Origin of the sequence: Hydrogenovibrio sp., from assembly GCF_965140365.1 — a bacterium.
In the GTDB taxonomy this organism is placed as follows: domain Bacteria; phylum Pseudomonadota; class Gammaproteobacteria; order Thiomicrospirales; family Thiomicrospiraceae; genus Hydrogenovibrio.
The window spans coordinates 2,220,321-2,239,684 of record NZ_OZ223196.1; the positions used below are offsets into that span (position 1 = coordinate 2,220,321).

At 51.8% G+C, this 19,364-nt stretch carries 15 protein-coding genes; 6 read left to right on the forward strand and 9 right to left on the reverse strand.

The window, feature by feature from the left end; all coding sequences use genetic code 11:
* Positions 1-89 precede the first annotated feature (89 nt).
* The 5 genes from AC0KH7_RS10535 to AC0KH7_RS10555 form a co-directional block, all read right to left on the reverse strand.
* The gene (locus AC0KH7_RS10535) at positions 90-299 is read right to left on the reverse strand and encodes a TOBE domain-containing protein (RefSeq protein ID WP_472364762.1); all 210 of its coding nucleotides are present in this window, start codon (positions 297-299) and stop codon (positions 90-92) included.
* 170 nt (positions 300-469) lie between these two features.
* Entirely contained in the window at positions 470-1,474 is a 1,005-nt protein-coding gene (locus AC0KH7_RS10540; RefSeq protein ID WP_472373215.1) for a FecCD family ABC transporter permease, read from the reverse strand.
* Complete coding sequence (locus AC0KH7_RS10545; protein WP_472373217.1) at positions 1,471-2,502, reverse strand: LLM class flavin-dependent oxidoreductase; 1,032 nt, start codon at positions 2,500-2,502, stop codon at positions 1,471-1,473. Before AC0KH7_RS10545 ends, AC0KH7_RS10540 begins: the two co-directional genes overlap by 4 nt.
* Positions 2,492-3,544: an ABC transporter substrate-binding protein gene (locus tag AC0KH7_RS10550; protein WP_472373219.1), complete on the reverse strand. Its 1,053-nt coding sequence runs from the start codon at positions 3,542-3,544 to the stop codon at positions 2,492-2,494. Before AC0KH7_RS10550 ends, AC0KH7_RS10545 begins: the two co-directional genes overlap by 11 nt.
* A 171-nt stretch (positions 3,545-3,715) precedes the next feature.
* Positions 3,716-5,752, reverse strand: a complete 2,037-nt coding sequence (locus AC0KH7_RS10555) for a TonB-dependent receptor plug domain-containing protein (RefSeq protein WP_472373221.1) — start codon at positions 5,750-5,752, stop codon at positions 3,716-3,718.
* 332 nt (positions 5,753-6,084) lie between these two features.
* Here AC0KH7_RS10555 and AC0KH7_RS10560 point away from each other — a divergent pair, with 332 nt between their 5' ends.
* Positions 6,085-6,555, forward strand: a complete 471-nt coding sequence (locus tag AC0KH7_RS10560) for a DUF2059 domain-containing protein (RefSeq protein WP_472373223.1) — start codon at positions 6,085-6,087, stop codon at positions 6,553-6,555.
* Between the two features lie 14 nt (positions 6,556-6,569).
* Here the strand turns inward: AC0KH7_RS10560 and AC0KH7_RS10565 are convergent, their stop codons facing one another.
* Together AC0KH7_RS10565 and AC0KH7_RS10570 are read right to left on the reverse strand one after the other, a co-directional pair.
* A complete protein-coding gene (locus AC0KH7_RS10565) occupies positions 6,570-7,247 on the reverse strand; it encodes an MOSC domain-containing protein (protein WP_472373225.1) in 678 nt (225 codons plus the stop codon).
* The gene (locus AC0KH7_RS10570) at positions 7,244-7,945 is read right to left on the reverse strand and encodes a glutamine amidotransferase (protein WP_472373227.1); all 702 of its coding nucleotides are present in this window, start codon (positions 7,943-7,945) and stop codon (positions 7,244-7,246) included. The genes AC0KH7_RS10565 and AC0KH7_RS10570 overlap by 4 nt, the downstream gene beginning before the upstream one ends.
* A gap of 82 nt (positions 7,946-8,027) precedes the next feature.
* Here AC0KH7_RS10570 and AC0KH7_RS10575 point away from each other — a divergent pair, with 82 nt between their 5' ends.
* Complete coding sequence (locus AC0KH7_RS10575; protein WP_472373228.1) at positions 8,028-9,332, forward strand: aminotransferase class I/II-fold pyridoxal phosphate-dependent enzyme; 1,305 nt, start codon at positions 8,028-8,030, stop codon at positions 9,330-9,332.
* A 2-nt stretch (positions 9,333-9,334) separates the two neighbouring features.
* On the opposite strand, the gene AC0KH7_RS10580 is transcribed toward AC0KH7_RS10575, so the two are convergent.
* Complete coding sequence (locus AC0KH7_RS10580; protein ID WP_472373229.1) at positions 9,335-9,913, reverse strand: uracil-DNA glycosylase family protein; 579 nt, start codon at positions 9,911-9,913, stop codon at positions 9,335-9,337.
* Between the two features lie 310 nt (positions 9,914-10,223).
* On the opposite strand from AC0KH7_RS10580, the gene trpB reads away from it, so the two are divergent.
* From trpB to AC0KH7_RS10600, 4 genes are all read left to right on the forward strand, one after another.
* A complete protein-coding gene (gene trpB, locus AC0KH7_RS10585) occupies positions 10,224-11,426 on the forward strand; it encodes a tryptophan synthase subunit beta (RefSeq protein WP_472373231.1) in 1,203 nt (400 codons plus the stop codon).
* Between the two features lie 66 nt (positions 11,427-11,492).
* Entirely contained in the window at positions 11,493-12,314 is an 822-nt protein-coding gene (locus AC0KH7_RS10590) for a class I SAM-dependent methyltransferase (RefSeq protein ID WP_472373233.1), read from the forward strand.
* Between the two features lie 187 nt (positions 12,315-12,501).
* Positions 12,502-14,319 (forward strand): GGDEF domain-containing protein, encoded by a 1,818-nt coding sequence (locus AC0KH7_RS10595; RefSeq protein WP_472373235.1) that lies wholly within the window; start codon positions 12,502-12,504, stop codon positions 14,317-14,319.
* A gap of 84 nt (positions 14,320-14,403) precedes the next feature.
* A complete protein-coding gene (locus AC0KH7_RS10600) occupies positions 14,404-18,825 on the forward strand; it encodes an EAL domain-containing protein (RefSeq protein ID WP_472373237.1) in 4,422 nt (1,473 codons plus the stop codon).
* A 46-nt stretch (positions 18,826-18,871) separates the two neighbouring features.
* Here the strand turns inward: AC0KH7_RS10600 and AC0KH7_RS10605 are convergent, their stop codons facing one another.
* Positions 18,872-19,345, reverse strand: a complete 474-nt coding sequence (locus tag AC0KH7_RS10605) for a YaiI/YqxD family protein (RefSeq protein WP_472373238.1) — start codon at positions 19,343-19,345, stop codon at positions 18,872-18,874.
* Positions 19,346-19,364 lie beyond the last annotated feature (19 nt).

Here is a 19,364-nt window from a genome sequence, read left to right on the forward strand (position 1 = left end):
ACTTTATTACATATCGACTATTCAAAAAAACACCCAGGCCTGGGTGTTACAGTTAATGGTTAAATTCAAGATTTCAATCTGAGATTGGATCAGTCCACCGCGACCATCACATTGCTGGCCTTAACGATGGCATAGGCTTCTTTCCCGACAGCCAACCCCAAAGACTCGGCGGAATTTTTGGTGATGATGGAAACCAGCTCCACACCCGGTGCCACTTCAATGACCACCTCGGTATTCACCGCACCGGTCTGAATGGCTTTAACCGTCCCTTTCACTTGATTTCTTGCACTGAATTTCATTTAAATAACTCCTATTCATTTTTCGGTATGAAGCTAACGGTATATGACCTTTTATCCATATTACCAATACAACATAACCGATTAATATTTATTAATGTTTAAAGCATTCATATTAAATTTAAAACCGATAGGAGATGTCAATCTCCATCGCTTAACTATTCGATACGCTCTCAAGGCTGCCAACCTTTCCGGACGTTTTTCAGAGCCCAGGCAAATACCGGCAAACCAATCAACGCCGTCAAAATGCCGAGCGGAATTTCCACCGTCAAAGCCAACCGAGCGACGTTATCGACCACCAGCAGATAAATCGCCCCAATCAACGCCGACGCCGGTAACAGAAACCGGTTGTCAGCCCCGAACAGCAAACGGGTCAGGTGCGGAATCACCAGCCCAACCCAGCCGATCATGCCACCCAACGTCACGGTAATCGCGCCCAGAAAGGTTGCCAATACGATGACCAACAAACGTTTTCGCTCCACCGACACGCCCAACGTTCGAGCTTCGTCATCGCCGAGGCTGAGCACATTCAAGGTATGGCCCTGTAGTATCAACAACCCCATCCCCACCAACATAAACGGCGCCAACCACAGCAACAAATCGCCCTCCACATTCGCCAGCGACCCCATTAACCAATAAACAATAGCCGGCAGCTTGTTGTAAGGATCGGCCACGTATTTCACCACCGACAACAAGGCGGTAAACAAAGCACCGGCAATCATGCCACCCAGCACCAGAATGGTCAGATTATTGCGCAGTTCACCCTTCGCCAGCATCAAGGCGATGAACACCGCCAGCAAACCGAACCCGAAACTCAATAACTGCATCATCCACACACTGTCGAACAGCAGAATACCCAAAGATGCGCCGAAAGCCGAACCGGATAACACGCCCAACACGCCCGGCGACACCAGCGGATTCATAAACAGCGCTTGAAAAGCGGTGCCTGCCACGGCCAGCGACGCACCAATCAACACCGCCGCAATAATTCGCGGCAAACGGACATCGAACATGATATTGACCAACAACCGATTGACTTCGCCTTCCTGAGATGTCAATGACCACCATAACTGTTGCAAACTGGATAAAGGGGCAAAGTCATAACGCCCCAACGTCAGCGACACCAAAGCCACGAACACCAGTAACCCGAACAGAAAACCGAAAGCGCACAGCTTCATATGCCGGACCTCGTGCTTAACGCCGCATTTAACCCTGCCTGTACCTGCGGCCAAACCGCCAACACAAACCATTCGAACTGTTTAAGGCGTTGCTCGGGGCTGGACGTCAACGGGTTCAAGGCCAAACGCGTTACCCCGACACGCTGCAACGCCAACACCTGCCCGACAATGTCCTGAGGCGTGCCCACCAGCATGCGTTGCAAGAGTTCGTCCGGCGACAATTTCGCCATAGGGCCTTGTCCTTTGCCCCAAAGCTGCGATTTTTGCGCCCGGAAAGATTCGATGTGTTGCCAGGCCAAGCGACGCGCCTGCTCCGGGTCCTCGTCCATAAACAGCCCGCGCGCCGCCATGAGGTCAGGCCTGGCAGATTCCGGATGGGCCTGCTGATACAGGCCTGCATTCCGTTCAATCCGTTCCAAATCCCAAAACTGCGCCGCCATCAGCCCAACATCGTACCGGGCAGCCATTGCCAAACTGCTGTCATCGGCACTGGCGATAAAAGCCTCACGATGCGTGAAACCGCCTTTCGGGATTAAATTAACGGCATCCCATTGATAGAAATCACCCTGATGCGCCACCGTCTCGCCTTTCAGCAAGTCCAGTATGGCCGGCACCGCCTCATTCATACGCTCCCGAGACACCGATTGTTCCGCTTTGAACACCGCGTTTTGGGATTCGAACGGCCCGCCTTTGGCAAACCCGCACAACACCCGGCCCGGTGCCAAAGCCGATAAAGTCGCCAATTGTTCCGCCACGCTAATTGGATTATGAAACCCGACTAAAACCGCCGCCGCGCCCAATTTCAAACATCGCGTTTTCGCCAAAAAGTGCGACATCAGCAAGGTCGGCACAGGTGTCAGACTGTAAGCATTGAAATGATGCTCCGTCACCCAGGCTTCTTCATAACCAAGGGTTTCCAACGACACCGCCAAATCGGTGAATCGTTGGTAGGTTCGTGTCGCACCTTCATCCCCCAAAGGTGTGACGTGAAACATGGCGCCGAGTGTCAAGGGTTTTTCAGCGCGCATTCAACGTCCCTCCCGCCAGGATATTACTCACCTGGGCATCGGTCAGTGTCACTTGAAAAAATTGTTGATAGAAGCGTTTGACCTGTGCTGCCATATCAATGTGCATCTGATCGCCATACAGGCGATTCATCAGCCATTGACTGGCCAACAAGCGCATAAACGACGGTGGACGATCCATCCAACGGAAGGGTGTTTGCGGCATGAAAAACACCTGCTGATGGCGCACCGCTTTCAAGTTGGCCCACTTGGGATCACGATACACCTTGTCGTAAAAACGGCGTTCCTGCGTCACAATCGCGTCCGGATCGTATTTCAGAAGCTGCTCGAAATTGATGGCGACTTTACCGAAACGGCTTTGCTGTGCTGCCTGACCCGGGCAGATATGTGGGTTTGAACCGCCTGCCAAGGGAATGACCTCGGAATGAATGGAACCTCGGCATTCGGTCATCAGCCCATTCGGCGACTCGGCGTAATAAACGGTTTTGACCGGCACGCCGGACCCCGCCAGTAAATCACGGCGTTGCGCTTGCAAGGTCAAGAGTCGCTCGGCCTCTTGAGCCAAGGCCTCACCCCGCTCCGGAACGCCCAGCCATTGACCAAGACGCCGAAATCCCTCTGGGTAGTCCGATAACACATCCAATTGCAACCGGCACACCGGCACCCCCAGGTCTTTCAAGGTCTGCTGACGGCTGACATCCACCGTTGTGCCGGACATCACGATCAAATCCGGCTGATTGGCCAGCAACACTTCCATGTTCGGCGTACGCCCCTGGCCGAACCAGCCACCAATGACCGGCAAATCAAAACTGGCGTCAGGGAAAACCCCTTTGGCCTGTGGTGGTGGCAGAAAGTTCCAGCCAGCCAGCTTGTCCGGTGCGACAGCCATCACCAGATAGGACAGCACCGGATTGGCGGCATACACTTTAGAAACCGTTGCCGGCGGTTGACAAACATCGTCCCCGGCCGACAATGCCGGGTGACTGACAAAACATAATGCGACGAATACCCACATTCGTAAACGAAGACAGCGTGCGATAAGCATTCTAAACATCCAAATGGTAATCAAAGCTCCCGCTCTCATCGGAAGCCGAAAATAAAAAAGGTCCAAACATACTAGGTATGCTTGAACCAACCTCCCCCTAGGTAAATGACAGATAACAGAGTTAGAGGAAAACGGTTGCGGCGACTCAATCTCTAAAGTCGGCCGCGAAAATCAATAACTGGCATGCAGGTTCACCCACACAGTCCGGCCCGGCATTGGGTCGCCTTCCGCCAATTCATAATCGGTGTCCATGACGTTTTTCAACACCACATTCGTACTGAAGTGCTTGTTGATGTCGTAAGACGCCGTGGCGTTCCAAAGGTTGAATCCGGCCGTCGGGCGGTCTCCATCGGTACTGGTTTCCGATTGGTCCTGATAATGCCAATCCACACCGAAATGCCATTTCGGCGCAGGGTACCAATCCCCGTAAATGCTGACCTTATTCTTCGGCGAAAAGGTCGGTACCAGCTCTTTCTCGCTCAAATCACGATCCAAGTAGGCATACACGACGCCCAAGTCGACCGTTTCGGTCACTGGCATGTCCAACTGCACTTCCACCCCTTGCGAAATTGCCGTGCCGACGTTTTGATTCTGGCTACAGGTCGTGCCGCCACACTCGGTGCTTTGCACCGTGACCGACTCGATGGCATCGGTGATATCGGAATAGAACACATTGACCTGATAGTTCACGCGACTCAACTGCCCTTTGGCCCCGATTTCATAATGCGTAGCCTGTTCCGGTTCCAGATTGACGTTCGGGATGGCACGGCCCATACGATAGGAATACAAATCCTTCATATTCGGGAAACGCGACTTCAATGACACGCCGGCAAACAGGGTTTGTCCCTGAACGGTGTAATCGCCCTTGATCTGGAAGTTATTCTTGCCTTGCGTGCCGTCCGGATCGTTTCTCGGATCGCCGTCATCCGTTTTCGTCATTTCGAATTCGTCACGACGGTAACCCAACGTCAAATTGGCTTTTTCAGTCAACGCAATGGTGTCTTCCAAGCCCAGGGAATAGATATGGCTTTGGTAAGTACGCCAACTGTCGTCGAAGGAGGACGGCGAATTGTCTTTCGGTAAATCCCGCTCACGATGCTCGTCGTACTTGATTTGCAACGACGCCTTCAAATCATGGTTGGCGATCGGCATGCCGCCTTCCAAGCTACCGCCCATGCTGTAATCATCATATTGCGAGCGGAAGGCATAGCCTTTGGTAATAGTGTCGTAATTATCGTTATCATAGGAATAAAGCTTATTTTTGAAGTTGTCGTAGAACAAACGCGACTTCACGTAACCTTGGCCCACTTGAGTGTGCCCGACGTAATAGATACTCTCCTTATCCCACTGCGGCCAATCCCAGTAACGCACCGCCATCCCGGTATCGGAACTGCCGGCATACGGCGGCGATTCTTTCGTTCCCTCGGTACGGTAATAACTGATGGCGTATTCATCGCTCGCATTCGGCGTGTAACCGAACTTCAAGTTCCCGGTGGCGCTTTCGCTGCCGGAATGGTCTCGCGACCCTTTGCCCTGCACGACATCACCCGGCGAATATTCGGTCGGTTTGAAATCATCCGACAACGGATAATCACTACTTTCAAGGCGGGAAATCCCGCCGGTTACATAAAACTTGTCCGCTCGACTGCCGACCTGAATGTTCTGGGCGTTCTTGAACAAACCGTCTTTACCGGCTTCCACGCCAATGTCGGCTTCCACTTCCAATGGTCGGTCCGGGCGACGGGTCACTAGGTTAATGGCACCGCCCATATTGTTCGGCCCTTCCAGCAAGGAACCCAAACTCTTCGAGACTTCGATTCGGCTCAAATCACTGGTACGGAAACGGCTTAAGTCGATGTTACCATCGTACGGAATGTAAATCGGAATCCCGTCCAGGTTCAGGGTAATCTGGCGGGAATCGAACCCGCGGATATTGGCCCGTGTCTCGGCTCGACGACCGCCGACCTGTAAGGTCACCCCCGGTACATATTCAATCGCCTGCCCCACATCGGTCTGACCGTGTTGACGAATTTCATCCGGCGTCACCACGTTCACCGGATTGGATTTCTCGGCCTGAGCCGACACCTGGATCTTCCCCAGGGTAAACACCTGGTCGTCCGAATCGTTTTGTTGTGGGTCCGCCCAAGCCGGTTGCGCGAGCAACGCGGCGATGGCCACGGTCAACGGGATATTTTTTTTATACGTCATCACGGTTTAAATCCTTTTACATCCTCAAAATATACATTAGTACATATCGAGTGCGTAAAAAATAGCCGCCGGCTCAACCCGCTTCTCAAATCAGGTTCTGCACGACGGCTTCCGGAACGAATCCTCTTTCGCACCGGGTACGGAATTTTCGATATGTACAAAAAGAAATAACGAGGCGTTATTAGAACACGCTAATATGACGGAATCAAACTTTTTGTAAATAAAAAAATGATTACCCCATAAGCCAGATTAATTTTCTCAAAACCGCTTATCTTGCCAGACGGCGACGCACCCTTTAAGATAACGCTTCACTTCCAATCGGGATTCAAACCATGAAAAAATTGCTTGCTTTGCCGTTTTTAGCGCTTTCCTTGCACCTGCCATCCGCCTGGGCCGAACCCGCCTCCGCCGACAGCGTCAAACAATTGATGGAAACCACCGGCTCGACACAAATGTCCCGCCAGATCGTCCAGCAAATGATTCCGATGTTGAAGAAATTGGTGCCGGATGCACCGGATGATTTCTGGGATAGCTTTATGAAAGAGGTCAACCCGGAGCAAATCAATGCCCTAGTGATTCCGATTTACCAAAAATACCTGAACGAACAAGACGTTCAAAAAATCAATGCGTTTTACGAAACCCCCACCGGCCAAAAGCTCTTGAGAGTACAGCCGAAAATCGCACGGGAATCGATGCAAGCCGGCCAGGCCTGGGGGCGTGAAATCGCGCAAAAGGTATTGAACGACTATGAAAAATCGCAACGCCAGGCCACGCCGCCACCGCAAGACAATCTATTGGACTAATTATTAAATTGATTTCAGTGGCCGAATAACCGCGGTTGCCAGTTTTCCAACTCGCCGGACACCAACCGTTTTTGCATAGTGTTATGCCAGGAGGCCGGCAACGGCAACGCCAATAAGGCTTCCAGTTCGCGGGGGTTCAATCCATCGCGATAAAACACTCCCATGATGCGTTCGATGGTCCAGTCGGGATACGGCCGCTCCAACAACTCAATGTCATCTCCGGCCTGCACTTGCCCCGGCTCCAACACCCGCAAATACCAACCGACCTTCAGACTGTTCTGCACCTGCTGCGCCATATTCGCCACGCCAAAGCGCAGATTCAGCTTCCAGCAAGGCTGACGGCCTTGCGACACGGCAAAACGGGCCGAACCGATTTGCCAGATATCGCCCAAGCAAACATCCGATTCCACCAGGCCTGACACCGACAGGTTCTCTCCAAACGCACCAGGCCTGGCTAAAAGCGGCGAATTCACCTGAATTTGCCAGAAAGCATAATGCGCCGCCGGATAAACATGCACCGCTTTATCCGGGCCGCCATGCACCCGCAAGTCCGCTTGTTGATCCCCGACCAACCCCAAGGGTTCGGCCAGCACCGCACCGGATACAGGGTGCTTATCCATACCACTTTCCGCCGTCTCACCCAATGCCGAGACGTGCCCCACTAAAACCGCTTCCACTTTACCAACAATCATAACCCCACCTTTTTCAACCAGGCCTGAAAGACATTTTCGGCCTGCCGGGCCAGAGCTTGCCGATGATATTTCGCTTCGGTGCGAAGGGCCGGAATATCGATACCGGCTTGCTTCAACTCACTGAAATGCCCGATCAACCACTGCTCGATTCGCGCCAAATCCGCTTCCAAGTGGAATTGTAAACCCAACGCCCAATCGCCAACCGAAAAGCCCTGATTCGGGCAAGCCTCGGAAAACGCCAGTCGCTCGCTCCCTTCGGGAATATCAAATTGGTCGCCATGCCAATGCAGAACCGGACAGTTCAAATCCATTTCCGACAAACAACTCACTTGCCCGCTTTCCGTCAGACCGATCGGTGCCAAACCAATTTCTTTCAGCCCCATCGGCCGTACCTTCGCACCCAATACCGACGCCATCAACTGCGCTCCCAAACAAATGCCTAAAATCGGTTTTTGCCGTGCCATCCAATCGGACAGGATGTCCAACTCGCTCTGCAAATACGGAAACGTCGTCACATCTTCCAGCCCAATAGGACCGCCAAGCACAATCAACAGATCCGCTTGCATCATCGAATCGGGGTTAAAGTCATCGACACCGACATCCACATATTGGACCGCAATGCCCCGCGCTTGCAGAATGGAGTCCAATACGCCCAGAGATTCAAAGGCCAAATGGCGAAAAACCAGTACTTTTTTCATGAAACCACTCCTTTCCCAGTGAAAACTGGACACCTGACTCGCAACAGTTGAAAGTTTTGTTTTAATACAATAAACTATTTGTATGGAATCATATAGAAAAACCCTCAACGCCGCAAGCATTGCCAATCATTTGGAAACGCAAATCCAAAATGGTGACCTGCCACCTGGCACACCACTGCCCACCGTTCGGGAGCTGGCGACTCGTATGTCGGTCAACCCCAGCACCGTCGCCACCGCTTATCGTAACTTGCGCGCCGCCGGGATGATTGTCACCAACGGCCGCAAAGGCTCTCAAGTGGCACCGCCACCGGCGCAACTGGATTTATCGGTCAATTTTCCGACCGGGTTGGAAGATTTCGCCAGCGGCAATGTCGACGTCGCCTTATTGCCGAAACCGGATGCGGATTGGTTCAACCAACAAACCGATCAAATCGGTTATGAAGCCAACCGCGACGACGAGGCCTTACTGGCTTTATCCAAACAGTGGCTAGCGGCCCAACAAATTCCGCATGACAAAATCGGCTTTTTTTCCGGCACACTTGACGCCATGGAACGCATTTTGCGTCAACGCGTGCGCCCCGGTGCCAGTGTCTGGGTGGAAGACCCCTGTTGGCCACCGGTCATCGCACTGCTGAAAAACCTTCACCTCAAAGCCATCCCATTGGATTTGGATGAAAACGGTGCGCAAGTGCCCGACGCGTCCTCCCACAAAGATGTGGCCGGTGTCATTTTGACCCTGCGCGCCCACAACCCCACCGGCATCAGCCTGTCGCCGCAGCGATTCGAAGAATGGAAACAGTTTCTGGAAAGCAACCCGAAAATCACTTTGATTATGGACGACTACTGGGGACCACTGTCCAAGCAGCCACTGCCGAACTTGTCCGACGACTTACCGCAAAATTGGTTTTACCTGATGTCGGTCAGTAAGGCCCTCGGCCCCGACTTAAGGCTCTGCATTGCCACCGGCAACCCGCGCTTGATGGCGGAACTCAAGCAACACCAATTGGCCGGACCCCGCTGGGTGAGCTTGTTATTACAGCGGCTGACGGCGCATCTTTGGCAAAAAATGATCGACGAAAACGCTTTCGACGCGGTGGCTCAGGAATATGAAAACCGCCGTCGGTTGTTTGTGCAAGCCATGCAAAACCATCAAATACGGCTGTCGGTTCGGGAAGGCTTACATTTCTGGGTGCCAGTGCAGGACGAAGCGCAGGCATTACAGGTATTTTCCGCCGAAGGCATCGCGGTGCAATCCGGCCAAGCCTTTCGCATTCGCACCTCAAAAGCGATTCGCATCAGCGTCGCACATCTGACCGGCGATAAAATCCCGCAGATCGCCGACCTCACCGCTAAAGCCATGAAAGCCACTTCGCAAACGGTGCTGTAATCTCAAGACGCCAGTATCGAGGCCACCCGCCGGCGTAAATCCAGCACCACCTCCCGCTCGAACCACGGGTTCTTTTTCAGCCAATGACGGTTCAGCGGCGACGGATGCGGTAAAGGAATCATGTCCGGCCAGAATTCACGATAAGCGCGGACCGTTTCCGTCAACGAGCCTTTATAGGCCGGGCCCAGATAATGCTTTTGGGCATATTGCCCAATCAACAAGGTCAATTGAATCTGGGGCATTTGCGCTTTCAAGGCGGCGTGCCACAAAGGTGCGCATTCCTTGCGCGGCGGCAAATCACCACTGCGCCCCTTGCCCGGATAGCACAATCCCATCGGCATTTGCGCGAACCAATCCGGGTCATAAAACACCGTGTCGTCCACCCCCAGCCATTCGCGCAACAAATCCCCGCTGGCATCGTTCCAGGGCAGGCCGCTTTCATGCACTTTTCGCCCCGGTGCCTGACCGACCACCAGAATTCGGCTGTGTTCCCCGGCTTGCACCACCGGATTCGGTTCCAAATAGGCTTCACAGATTCGGCACCCGCGAATTTCGGTTAACAACGCTTCCAACTTCAACACCGCAATGGCTTCCTTAAAATTGACCAGGCCTGGCTATTTTTACTATTCAACTATTTTCATCTTTCGCGCGCCAGTGTATCCTTATAGCCTTTGCAGACACAAGTTCAGCTTATTCAAAACTATAAGAGAACTTTGCACGAGATGGATTCACGGCTAAAAATGGCTAGAATCTTCCTGAATGTCGTTGAAAAACTCGTTAATAGCCCGCTATTAGCGTCGTTTTTCGCCTAATTCAGAAAAATTTTATCTCATTTTTTCCTCGTGTCCCACTCATGCAAAGCCCTCTATAAAAACACCCGCAGGAGTCGACATGTCTTATTTGAAAAATTTCCCCAATGCCGAAGGTTATTTTGGAGACTTCGGTGGCGCCTTTCTGCCGCCGGAACTGGAACCGCATTTCGCCGAAATCAATCAGGCGTATCTCACCCTCGGGCGCTCGGCGGATTTTTTGAATGAGCTGAAATACATCCGCAAACATTATCAAGGCCGTCCCACCCCGGTGTATTACGCCCACAACCTGAGCCGCGAAGTCGGTGCGCACATTTACATGAAACGCGAAGACCTCAATCACTCAGGCGCACACAAACTGAATCACTGCATGGCCGAAGCCTTGCTGGCCAAACACATGGGCAAAACCAAGCTGATTGCCGAAACCGGTGCCGGTCAACACGGTGTGGCGCTGGCCACGGCCGCCGCTTATTTCGGGATGGAATGCGAAATTCACATGGGCGAAATCGACATCGCCAAAGAAGCCCCCAACGTCACCCGCATGAAGCTGCTGGGCGCCACGGTCGTGCCGGTCTCGTTTGGCGGACGCAGTTTGAAAGAAGCCGTCGATTCCGCCTTCCAATCCTATGTGCCGCAAGCCGACACCGCCTTATTCGCCATCGGTTCCGTGGTGGGGCCGCATCCGTTCCCGATGATGGTGCGCGATTTTCAATCCGTGGTCGGGCACGAAGCGCGTGAACAATATTTGGAAATGGTCGGCGAATTGCCGGATCAAGTCGGCGCCTGTGTCGGCGGCGGCTCCAACGCCATGGGCATGTTCGCCGGATTCATTGAAGACGAAACCGTCACCTTGAACGGGGTGGAACCGCTGGGCAAAGGCACCAAACTCGGCGAACACTCCGCCACCATGACGTATGGCAAACCCGGCATGATTCACGGCTTCAAATGCATGTTGCTGTCCGACGAAGAAGGCAACCCGGCCCCGGTCCACTCCATTGCCTCCGGCTTGGATTACCCGGGAGTGGGCCCGGAACACTCATATTTGAAAACCGAAGGACGCGTAAACTATCACGGCGTCACCGATCAGGAAACGCTGGACGCCTTCTACAAACTCTCCAGCGCAGAAGGCATTATTCCGGCACTGGAAAGTGCCCATGCCGTCGCCTGGGCCATGAAACACGGTCAAGAAAACCCGGGCAGTACCATTTTGATTAATTTGTCCGGTCGCGGCGACAAGGACATTGATTACGTCACGGAAACCTTTGGTTTCGGCGAAACGCCCTAAGCAAACTCAGCGAAAACGGGAAGTTGCGGCTTCTCGTTTTTCCCGTCACGATTCCATTCCAACCCCATGACCCCATCCCTTTCAATAAAGGCTTCACCCTGTCCCGACAAGGCGCTGGCGCTCGCCGAACGGCTGGATTTGCCTTTAAACACCGACCTGAACTCCGATTCGAACACCGAAAGCCATTTTGCGCTCGGCTGGTGGTCGGACCCCAAAGCCACCTCCGAAACCCAAGCACTGAAACTGGCACTGTTTCCGCCCATCAGCGGCCCGGTCTACGTGGATTTCGTCGGCGGCAAGAAAAACCATCGGCGCCAGTTCGGCGGCGGTAAAGGCCAGCCGTTGGCAAAAGCCGTGGCCATTCAAAATCAACCCCGCATACTGGACGCCACCGCCGGTATGGGCGGCGATGCGTTTGTGTTTGCCAGCCTGGGTTGCCATGTCACCTTGGTGGAACGTTCGCCCATCGTCGCCGCCTTACTGGCCGACGCGTTAGAGCGCGCCCGCCAACCCGACGTGCCGGACGACATTCGCCAAATTGTTGAACGCATGACCTTGGTGAACGCCGATGCGGCGGCTTATTTGACCACAGAAACACCCGCTGTCGAGGTGGTGTATCTCGACCCGATGTATCCGGAAAAGAAAAAAACCGCCGCTGCCAAAAAAGACATGCAGGCGCTACAAGCGCTAGTCGGGCCGGATATGGACAGTGACGCTCTGTTAGCGGCCGCCTTACACACCGCCGAAAAGCGTGTGGTCGTCAAACGCCCCAAAGGGGCACCACCGTTGAACGGCCCCGAACCCAATGCCAGCGTGCAAAGCCCCAATACCCGCTACGACATTTACAGTATCAAAGCGTTAAATCCACTCAAAGATTCAAGTAAATAAAGGCACGTTTGCAAGGTCTAGACATTCCTTCACGTTCACGCCTTGATCTGACAAACTTGGCGTTGCCAGAATTCATTGGAGGGTTAATCAAGGTGCCCTAAATTTTAAAACCCGTCAGGAAAGAGTTTTGTTGTGTGTTTATTTTGATAAAATGCAGTCAAACTCTTAGGCGAGAAAGGATGCCCCTTTGTTTGATTCGATTGTACGTCATAAGCGACTGCTGCTTTTAGTGTTGGGTCTGGTGGTTTTAGTTCAGGTTAGCAGCTACTACTGGATCAAACGAATCAATGAACAGATTGAAACCTTTCGCCATCAAAACATCGCTCAAACGCTATCTCAAGACGTATATCACCAGATCAATGAAAAACAAGCCGCCTCCACAGCCATCGCTCTGACCTTGGCCAACGACGTCAGCCACCTGCTGGCCGAACACAACGGTATTCAATACCATGCCTTCAGCAACCTGATTACGCAGATCACCCAAAAATCCAACTATAAAAATCTTTGGGTACAGGTTTTGAACCCGAAAGGGGGCATCGTTTACCGTAATTGGACAAAAGAAGAGACCAATGATACTTCGATGTCCGACTTGCAACGGTTGCAAGCCCCGAGAAAAGACATCGCCACCGATGCGTTCGATTTAACCATTCGCATCATCACACCGATTTTCCATCAAAAAAAACGCGTCGGCTTTCTATTCTTGATTTCACACTTCAATTCGATTCAACGTTATTTTGAAGGAAAAAATATTCAAACACTGGCCATTGTACCGCCCAAGCTTGCGCAAACCATGCAGCACCCTTTTAGCAAACACCATAAAGACGGTTTCTACATCGCCAACCTGAACCCCAACCCCGCTCTGATGAAACAAATCACCGGTGAAGACTTAAAACGCTGGACGCGTCAAACCGCCCAGCCGACCGTTTGGGAGAATAAACTGGTGGTCGCGATTCCGCTTCGAAACCTAAAAAAAGCGCCGCAAGGCACGTTACTGGCCTTTTATCCGCTTGAGGCCGCCCTTCAGACAGATGCCACTTCGGAACTCTTAGCTACAAAAAACATCGCCTTAATCGCCAATATCACCCTGACACTGCTATTACTGTCAGGCCTGGTCACTTTTCTCATTAAAAAACAACGGGATTATTTCCAACGCATCATCAATTCCGAAGAAGAAATCGTATTGGTTTCCAATGGCGAACGTTTGATCGATGCCAATCAGCAACTTTACAATTACTTCGACGATTTCCACAGCAACAAACGTAGTTGCATCTGCGACTATTTTGTTGAAGAGGACGGTTTTGTACAAAAGTACATGGGCGACCAACTTTGGCTGAATTATTTACTGGAAAATCCAAATCAAGTTCATAAAGTCAAATGTCATCTGAAAGGCGAATCTTACATTTTCAAACTGCAAGCCCATCCATTTTTACCCAACAGCAATTTAGCGGTCGTCATCTTAGTCGACATTACCGAGCTGGAAACGCTAAATCAGCGCCTATTAGAACTGTCGCGAGTTGACGAATTAACTCAAATTGGCAACCGGCGCTTCTTTAACGACTACATGAACCAACAAATTGCATTGACCAAACGCCATCGACACCCCCTTTCCCTGATTTCGTTCGACATCGACCATTTTAAAAAGGTCAACGACGTGTACGGTCATCCAACAGGTGACCTCGCCCTGCGAACCGTCGTGGACACCCTCTCGGAGCAACTGCGTGAATCAGATGCCTTTTTCCGGGTCGGGGGCGAAGAGTTCATGATTGTTTTAGTACACCATCCAATCCGACAAGCCTACGACATTGCCGAACGTCTACGTAAGAGTGTCGAACGCATTCAGGAAACATCATTACCTCATCTCACGATCAGCCTAGGAGTGGCCGAACTCATCCCCGGCGAAACGTTACAACAATTGCTTCACCGGATTGATGAAGCCTTGTATCGAGCTAAATCCAATGGACGAAACTGCGTATCTTCAGCCCATTCGTCCCAGGAAGCGGACTAATTAAATCCTAGAAAGCCTTATCATCTGTGATAAAATTTTTTGCAAATCAACCACTAATTCCCTTTCAATACGAAAACCAAACTCATGCCGATCTCACTGCTCGTCGCACTGTCAACTAAAATCCGATTAGGTTCTGTTCGCGACCGAGCTCGCATTGTTTTCCAAGTGTTGATGTTCACGGTACTGAGCCTGACCTACTTTTCCAGTCATGCCCAAAAAACCCTCACACTCGGAATTTACGCCTACTTGACGCCGGAAAAAGTCTATCAGCAATATCAGCCGCTCGCCGATTATCTAAACGACCACCTGGACGGTACCAAAATACAATTGTCGGTTTTGAACCACCGCAATTTACGGCAGGCCCTAAAGCAAGGTAAGCTTGACCTTTTACTCATCAACCCGAGCATCTATGAAATCGTTCGCAACCAGCACCACCTGAGCGGGGCCATTGCCACCCTGCAAACCAACTATAATCATCAACCAACCGCGCAGTTGGGCGGGGTCATCTTTACCTTGTCGAACAGAGATGACCTTCAAAACATCACCGACTTATCGAAAAGGACCATTGCCATTCCTTCTTTCAACAATGACGGCGCTTACCGAATCCCAATCTACGAAGCCCTGCAACACGGGATTTCCGCTCGGAAAATGAAGTTCTTGCGTGTCGGGCAAAACGACAAGGTCGTGGAAACGCTCATAAACGGCGACGCAGATGCCGGTTTTGTCCGTACCGGCATTTTGGAAAGCATGATTGAGAGTGGGAAAATTACCCCAGATCAAATCAAAATTCTTAACGCAAAACAATTCGACCATTTCCCGTTCATGGTTTCGACCGCTTTGTACCCGGAGTGGCCGTTTGTCGCACTGGCCCATGTGAATGACGCCATGATTCGCAAACTTTCCGTGGCCCTGTTCTCTTTGACCCCCGACTCACCAACCTCTCAGGCCGTCAAAATCGCAGGTTTTGTCCCGTCGTCAGATTATCTGCCAGTGGAAAAATTGTTACGCGAATTAGCCTTGGAGCCCTATAACGCACCCCCTGAACTCACCTGGGAAATGGTATGGAAAAACTACGCCTTTGAAATCCTGGCGGCGTTCATCCTGTTTTTAGCGTTAATTGCGGCGTTTTTGCGCATCAGCCTACTCAGCCGCCGAGTCACGGCAGGCGCGGCTCGGATTCAAGCACAATCCAATAAACTCAACAACGTTTTACAGGCAACCCATTCAGTCGCGTGGGAATGGGACCTTCGCACCGATCAGGTTCATTTCAATACCGACATTTGGTCAAAAACCATGGGTTATGACGTCGACACCTATAAAGAATTCACGTTCGAAAATCGTCAGAAACTCACCCACCCCGACGACCAAAAAGCGTTGCAAGAAGCCCTGCACGCGCACTTTAGCGGCGAAACCGAGTTCTACCAAGTGGAAACCCGCATGCGTCACCGGGATGGCCATTGGCTTTGGATACTGTCACAAGGCAAAGTCATCAAATGGGATAACCGCCAAACGCCGTTAATTGTTTCTGGAACCCACACCGATATCACTCAAATCAAGCAGCAGGAAGCCTTACTGGATTTCAAATCGCAACGCGACCAAGTTTTACTCAAACTGCCCGCCCATGTCGACAACCTGTCTAAAAACGCACTGATTCGATACGCACTGAATTTGACGGAAAAACTGACCGGCAGCCAACTCAGCTTCGCTCGCATCATGGATGAATTTTCGCCGGACCAGCCCCTGTCTTTCTGGTCGTCGAACGCCCAACAACGCTTTTCAGCCGAACAACTGAACCGGATCAATCTAACCGAGCAGTCGTTTTGCCAAACCGTCCTGCAAAATCGAAAACCCATGATCATCAACCAAACCGACCTCGAACCCAACCCCGAAACGGATGGGTTTTCCCCCAACAAACTGCTGATTATTCCGGTCGTGGACAATCGGGAAATCGTCATGATTCTCGGACTGGCAGACAAACCGGCGCCCTACTCCGAAATGGACCTGGAAGCGGTGGAGCTGATTGCCTACGAACTCTGGCGCATGATCCAACGCAAACGCGACCAACAACAAATCGAATCCCAGCAGGAACAATACGAGCGCTTAGTCGACGAAATCGGCCGGGATTACTGCGTTTTCAGCCTGGAACCGGGCACGGAAACCTTTACCTATTTAAGCGACAGCGCCCTAGACATTTTTGGCCAACCCAAAACCAGCCTTCTCAAAGCCCAGATCGAAACAAGCATTGACTGGTTAAACGAGGCTCAAGCATCTTTGAAAAAAGCGCTTCACAAACTACTCGACCGACAAGAAAACGAAAACACCCTCACGTTAAACTTTAAAACGCCACAAGGTGACGAACGCACCATTAAAGTGATGCAGCACAGCGTGCTGGACGAACACAACCGCTTGATTTCGATTGACGGCTTAATCGAAAACATCACCGATAAAATTCAAACCGAACACGACCTGATTCAGGCCGCCAACGTCTTCCGTCACTCACAGGAAGCCATTCTGATTACGGATCGAAAAGGTTACATTCTCAATATCAACGATGCTTTCACCCGCATCACCGGTTACAGCAAGGAAGAAGTCCTTGGCCAAACCCCGCGGGTTCTCAGCTCAGGAAAACACGATAAAACCTTTTACGCCGAACTCTGGCAAGAGCTGTTCGACAAAGGCACCTGGTCCGGGGAAATTTGGAACCGCCGCAAAAACGGCGAACTCTATCCGGAAAAAATGACCGTCAGTTCCATCCTCGACGAAAACGGTTCACCGAAAGAATTCATCGCGCTGTTTTCCGACATCACCACCCAGAAAAAACAGCAATCCCAACTCGAATTCATCGCCCATTTCGATGCCTTAACCGGACTGCCGAATCGGACGCTTCTGGCGGATCGATTGAACCAAGCCATCACCTACTCCAAACACCATCAATTGAATCTGGCGGTGCTGTTTATCGACCTGGACGGCTTTAAAGCCATCAACGATTTATACGGCCATCAAGCCGGTGACGAAATGCTCATCACCATTGCAAAACGTTTTAAACATTGTCTGCAGGACGAAGACACCATCGCACGAATCGGCGGAGACGAATTTGTCGCCGTAATTCTGGATATTGAAGACACCGCCGAAACCGACAACCTGTTAAAGTGCCTGCTTGACAATGCCGATAAACCCATGATTTACGAAGAAAACCAACTCAAAGTGTCGGCCAGTATCGGTGTCAGTTTTTACAACCAGCAAAACGAACTCGATGCCGACCAAATCATTCGTCAGGCCGACCAGGCCATGTACCAAGCCAAAATGAAAGGGAAAAACCAAGTCTATGTCTTTGACGAAAAAACCCTCGGCAGCATGGAGCAAACCCAGGAATTAATCGCCTTGGAACATGGAATCGAAAACGACGAGTTGCGCCTCTATTACCAACCCAAAATCCATTTACGGGAAGGTCATATTTTAGGGTTTGAGTCACTGATACGCTGGCAACACCCACAAAAAGGCCTACTGTCGCCAGCGGCCTTTTTACCGTTATTGCGCGACCATCCTCTTAGCATTGATGTCGGCTTCTGGGTCATCGAGGCGGCGATGAAACAAATGACACATTGGAAAACACTTGGGTTGGACATCAACCTCAGTGTTAACCTTGAAGGGGAACTGTTGCAGGAACCGGATTTTATTCCTCGTCTCGGTAGAGTCTTACGAGCCTACCCGGACATTCCAGCCAAAAACCTGACATTGGAAATCCTCGAAACCTCGGCTCTGGAAGACATTTTCAGCGTATCCAAAACCATGACGGAATGCGGCCACGCGCTGGGCGTCAACTTTTCCATCGACGACTTCGGTACCGGCTACGCGTCCCTGACCTACCTCAAACACCTGCCGGTCACCGAACTGAAAGTGGACCAAAGTTTCGTCAAAGACCTGCACTCCGAGCCACAAAGCCTTTCTATCATGGAAAGCATCATCGGCATGGGCGACGCTTTCAATCTCGACGTCATTGCGGAAGGGGTGGAAACCGACGAACAGGCCACGCTTCTGCTCAAGCTCGGGTGCGATATGGCGCAAGGCTATCATATCAGCCGCCCCATGCCGCCCGCCGAAGTCCCGGACTGGATAGCGCAATGGCAACCGGAACCGCACTGGCACCAAACCCAAAAACTCGACAAACAGGATTTATCCCTGATTGCCGCCGCCACGGAACACCGTTCCTGGATCAACACCTTGCATAAATACGTGCATGATCAAGTCGACTCCCCCCCGCCGTTGGATTTAACGCGCTGTAGGTTCGGTCAATGGCTCACCACCAAAGGATCGGAAATCATTCAAGATGAAGCGGAGTTGGAAGCGATTCATTTGCTGCACAGTCAAGTCCATCACCTGGGCGAATTAATTATCGAACTGAAACGCCACCATAAGCCGGAAGATGCCATTGCCGAGTTGCACCATCTCAATCGCATGAAAAACGCCTTATTGGATCGCATCGACGTCCTGGCAGGCCAATTATAAAAACGCCCAGGCCTGGCTGAAATCAGGATTTATTCTTGCACCAACCTTAATCTTCAGAAGAATCCGTTCGCTTACGATGGGCCGCCAGCAAACGGTCGAGGTGGTTGGCAAATGCTTGGCGGTCTTTCTGGTTTAACGGCGGCGGGCCACCACCGACCTCCACACCGCTGGAACGCATGGACTCCATAAAATTCCGCATGGCCAATTTCTGTTGAATGGTGCTGTCTTGGTACAGCTCCCCGCGCGGGTTCAACGCCAGAGCGCCTTTCGCCATCACTTCCGCCGCCAACGGGATGTCTGCCGTCACCACCAAATCGCCGGGCGATACCCGTTGCACGATTTCATTATCGGCCACATCAAACCCTTTCGGCACCTGCAAAAAATGCAACCACGGTGATTTCGGTAGCCGCATCATATGGTTGGCCACGAGCGTGGTCGAACACTCTGCCCGCACGGCCGCCTTAAACAAAATTTCCTTAATCACCACCGGACAAGCATCCGCGTCCACCCAAATCTGCATTTTTCCCACCTAACCGCCC

What these genes read in the sequence shown, in the direction of transcription:
- AC0KH7_RS10600 (WP_472373237.1), top strand. Translation starts at nt 14,404, where the DNA reads ATGCCGATCTCACTGCTCGTCGCACTGTCAACTAAAATCCGATTAGGT.
- AC0KH7_RS10545 (WP_472373217.1), bottom strand. Translation starts at nt 2,502, where the DNA reads ATGCGCGCTGAAAAACCCTTGACACTCGGCGCCATGTTTCACGTCACA.
- AC0KH7_RS10555 (WP_472373221.1), bottom strand. Translation starts at nt 5,752, where the DNA reads ATGACGTATAAAAAAAATATCCCGTTGACCGTGGCCATCGCCGCGTTG.
- AC0KH7_RS10540 (WP_472373215.1), bottom strand. Translation starts at nt 1,474, where the DNA reads ATGAAGCTGTGCGCTTTCGGTTTTCTGTTCGGGTTACTGGTGTTCGTG.
- AC0KH7_RS10550 (WP_472373219.1), bottom strand. Translation starts at nt 3,544, where the DNA reads ATGCTTATCGCACGCTGTCTTCGTTTACGAATGTGGGTATTCGTCGCA.
- AC0KH7_RS10570 (WP_472373227.1), bottom strand. Translation starts at nt 7,945, where the DNA reads ATGAAAAAAGTACTGGTTTTTCGCCATTTGGCCTTTGAATCTCTGGGC.
- AC0KH7_RS10575 (WP_472373228.1), top strand. Translation starts at nt 8,028, where the DNA reads ATGGAATCATATAGAAAAACCCTCAACGCCGCAAGCATTGCCAATCAT.
- AC0KH7_RS10605 (WP_472373238.1), bottom strand. Translation starts at nt 19,345, where the DNA reads ATGCAGATTTGGGTGGACGCGGATGCTTGTCCGGTGGTGATTAAGGAA.
- AC0KH7_RS10590 (WP_472373233.1), top strand. Translation starts at nt 11,493, where the DNA reads ATGACCCCATCCCTTTCAATAAAGGCTTCACCCTGTCCCGACAAGGCG.
- AC0KH7_RS10565 (WP_472373225.1), bottom strand. Translation starts at nt 7,247, where the DNA reads ATGATTGTTGGTAAAGTGGAAGCGGTTTTAGTGGGGCACGTCTCGGCA.
- AC0KH7_RS10535 (WP_472364762.1), bottom strand. Translation starts at nt 299, where the DNA reads ATGAAATTCAGTGCAAGAAATCAAGTGAAAGGGACGGTTAAAGCCATT.
- AC0KH7_RS10560 (WP_472373223.1), top strand. Translation starts at nt 6,085, where the DNA reads ATGAAAAAATTGCTTGCTTTGCCGTTTTTAGCGCTTTCCTTGCACCTG.
- trpB (WP_472373231.1), top strand. Translation starts at nt 10,224, where the DNA reads ATGTCTTATTTGAAAAATTTCCCCAATGCCGAAGGTTATTTTGGAGAC.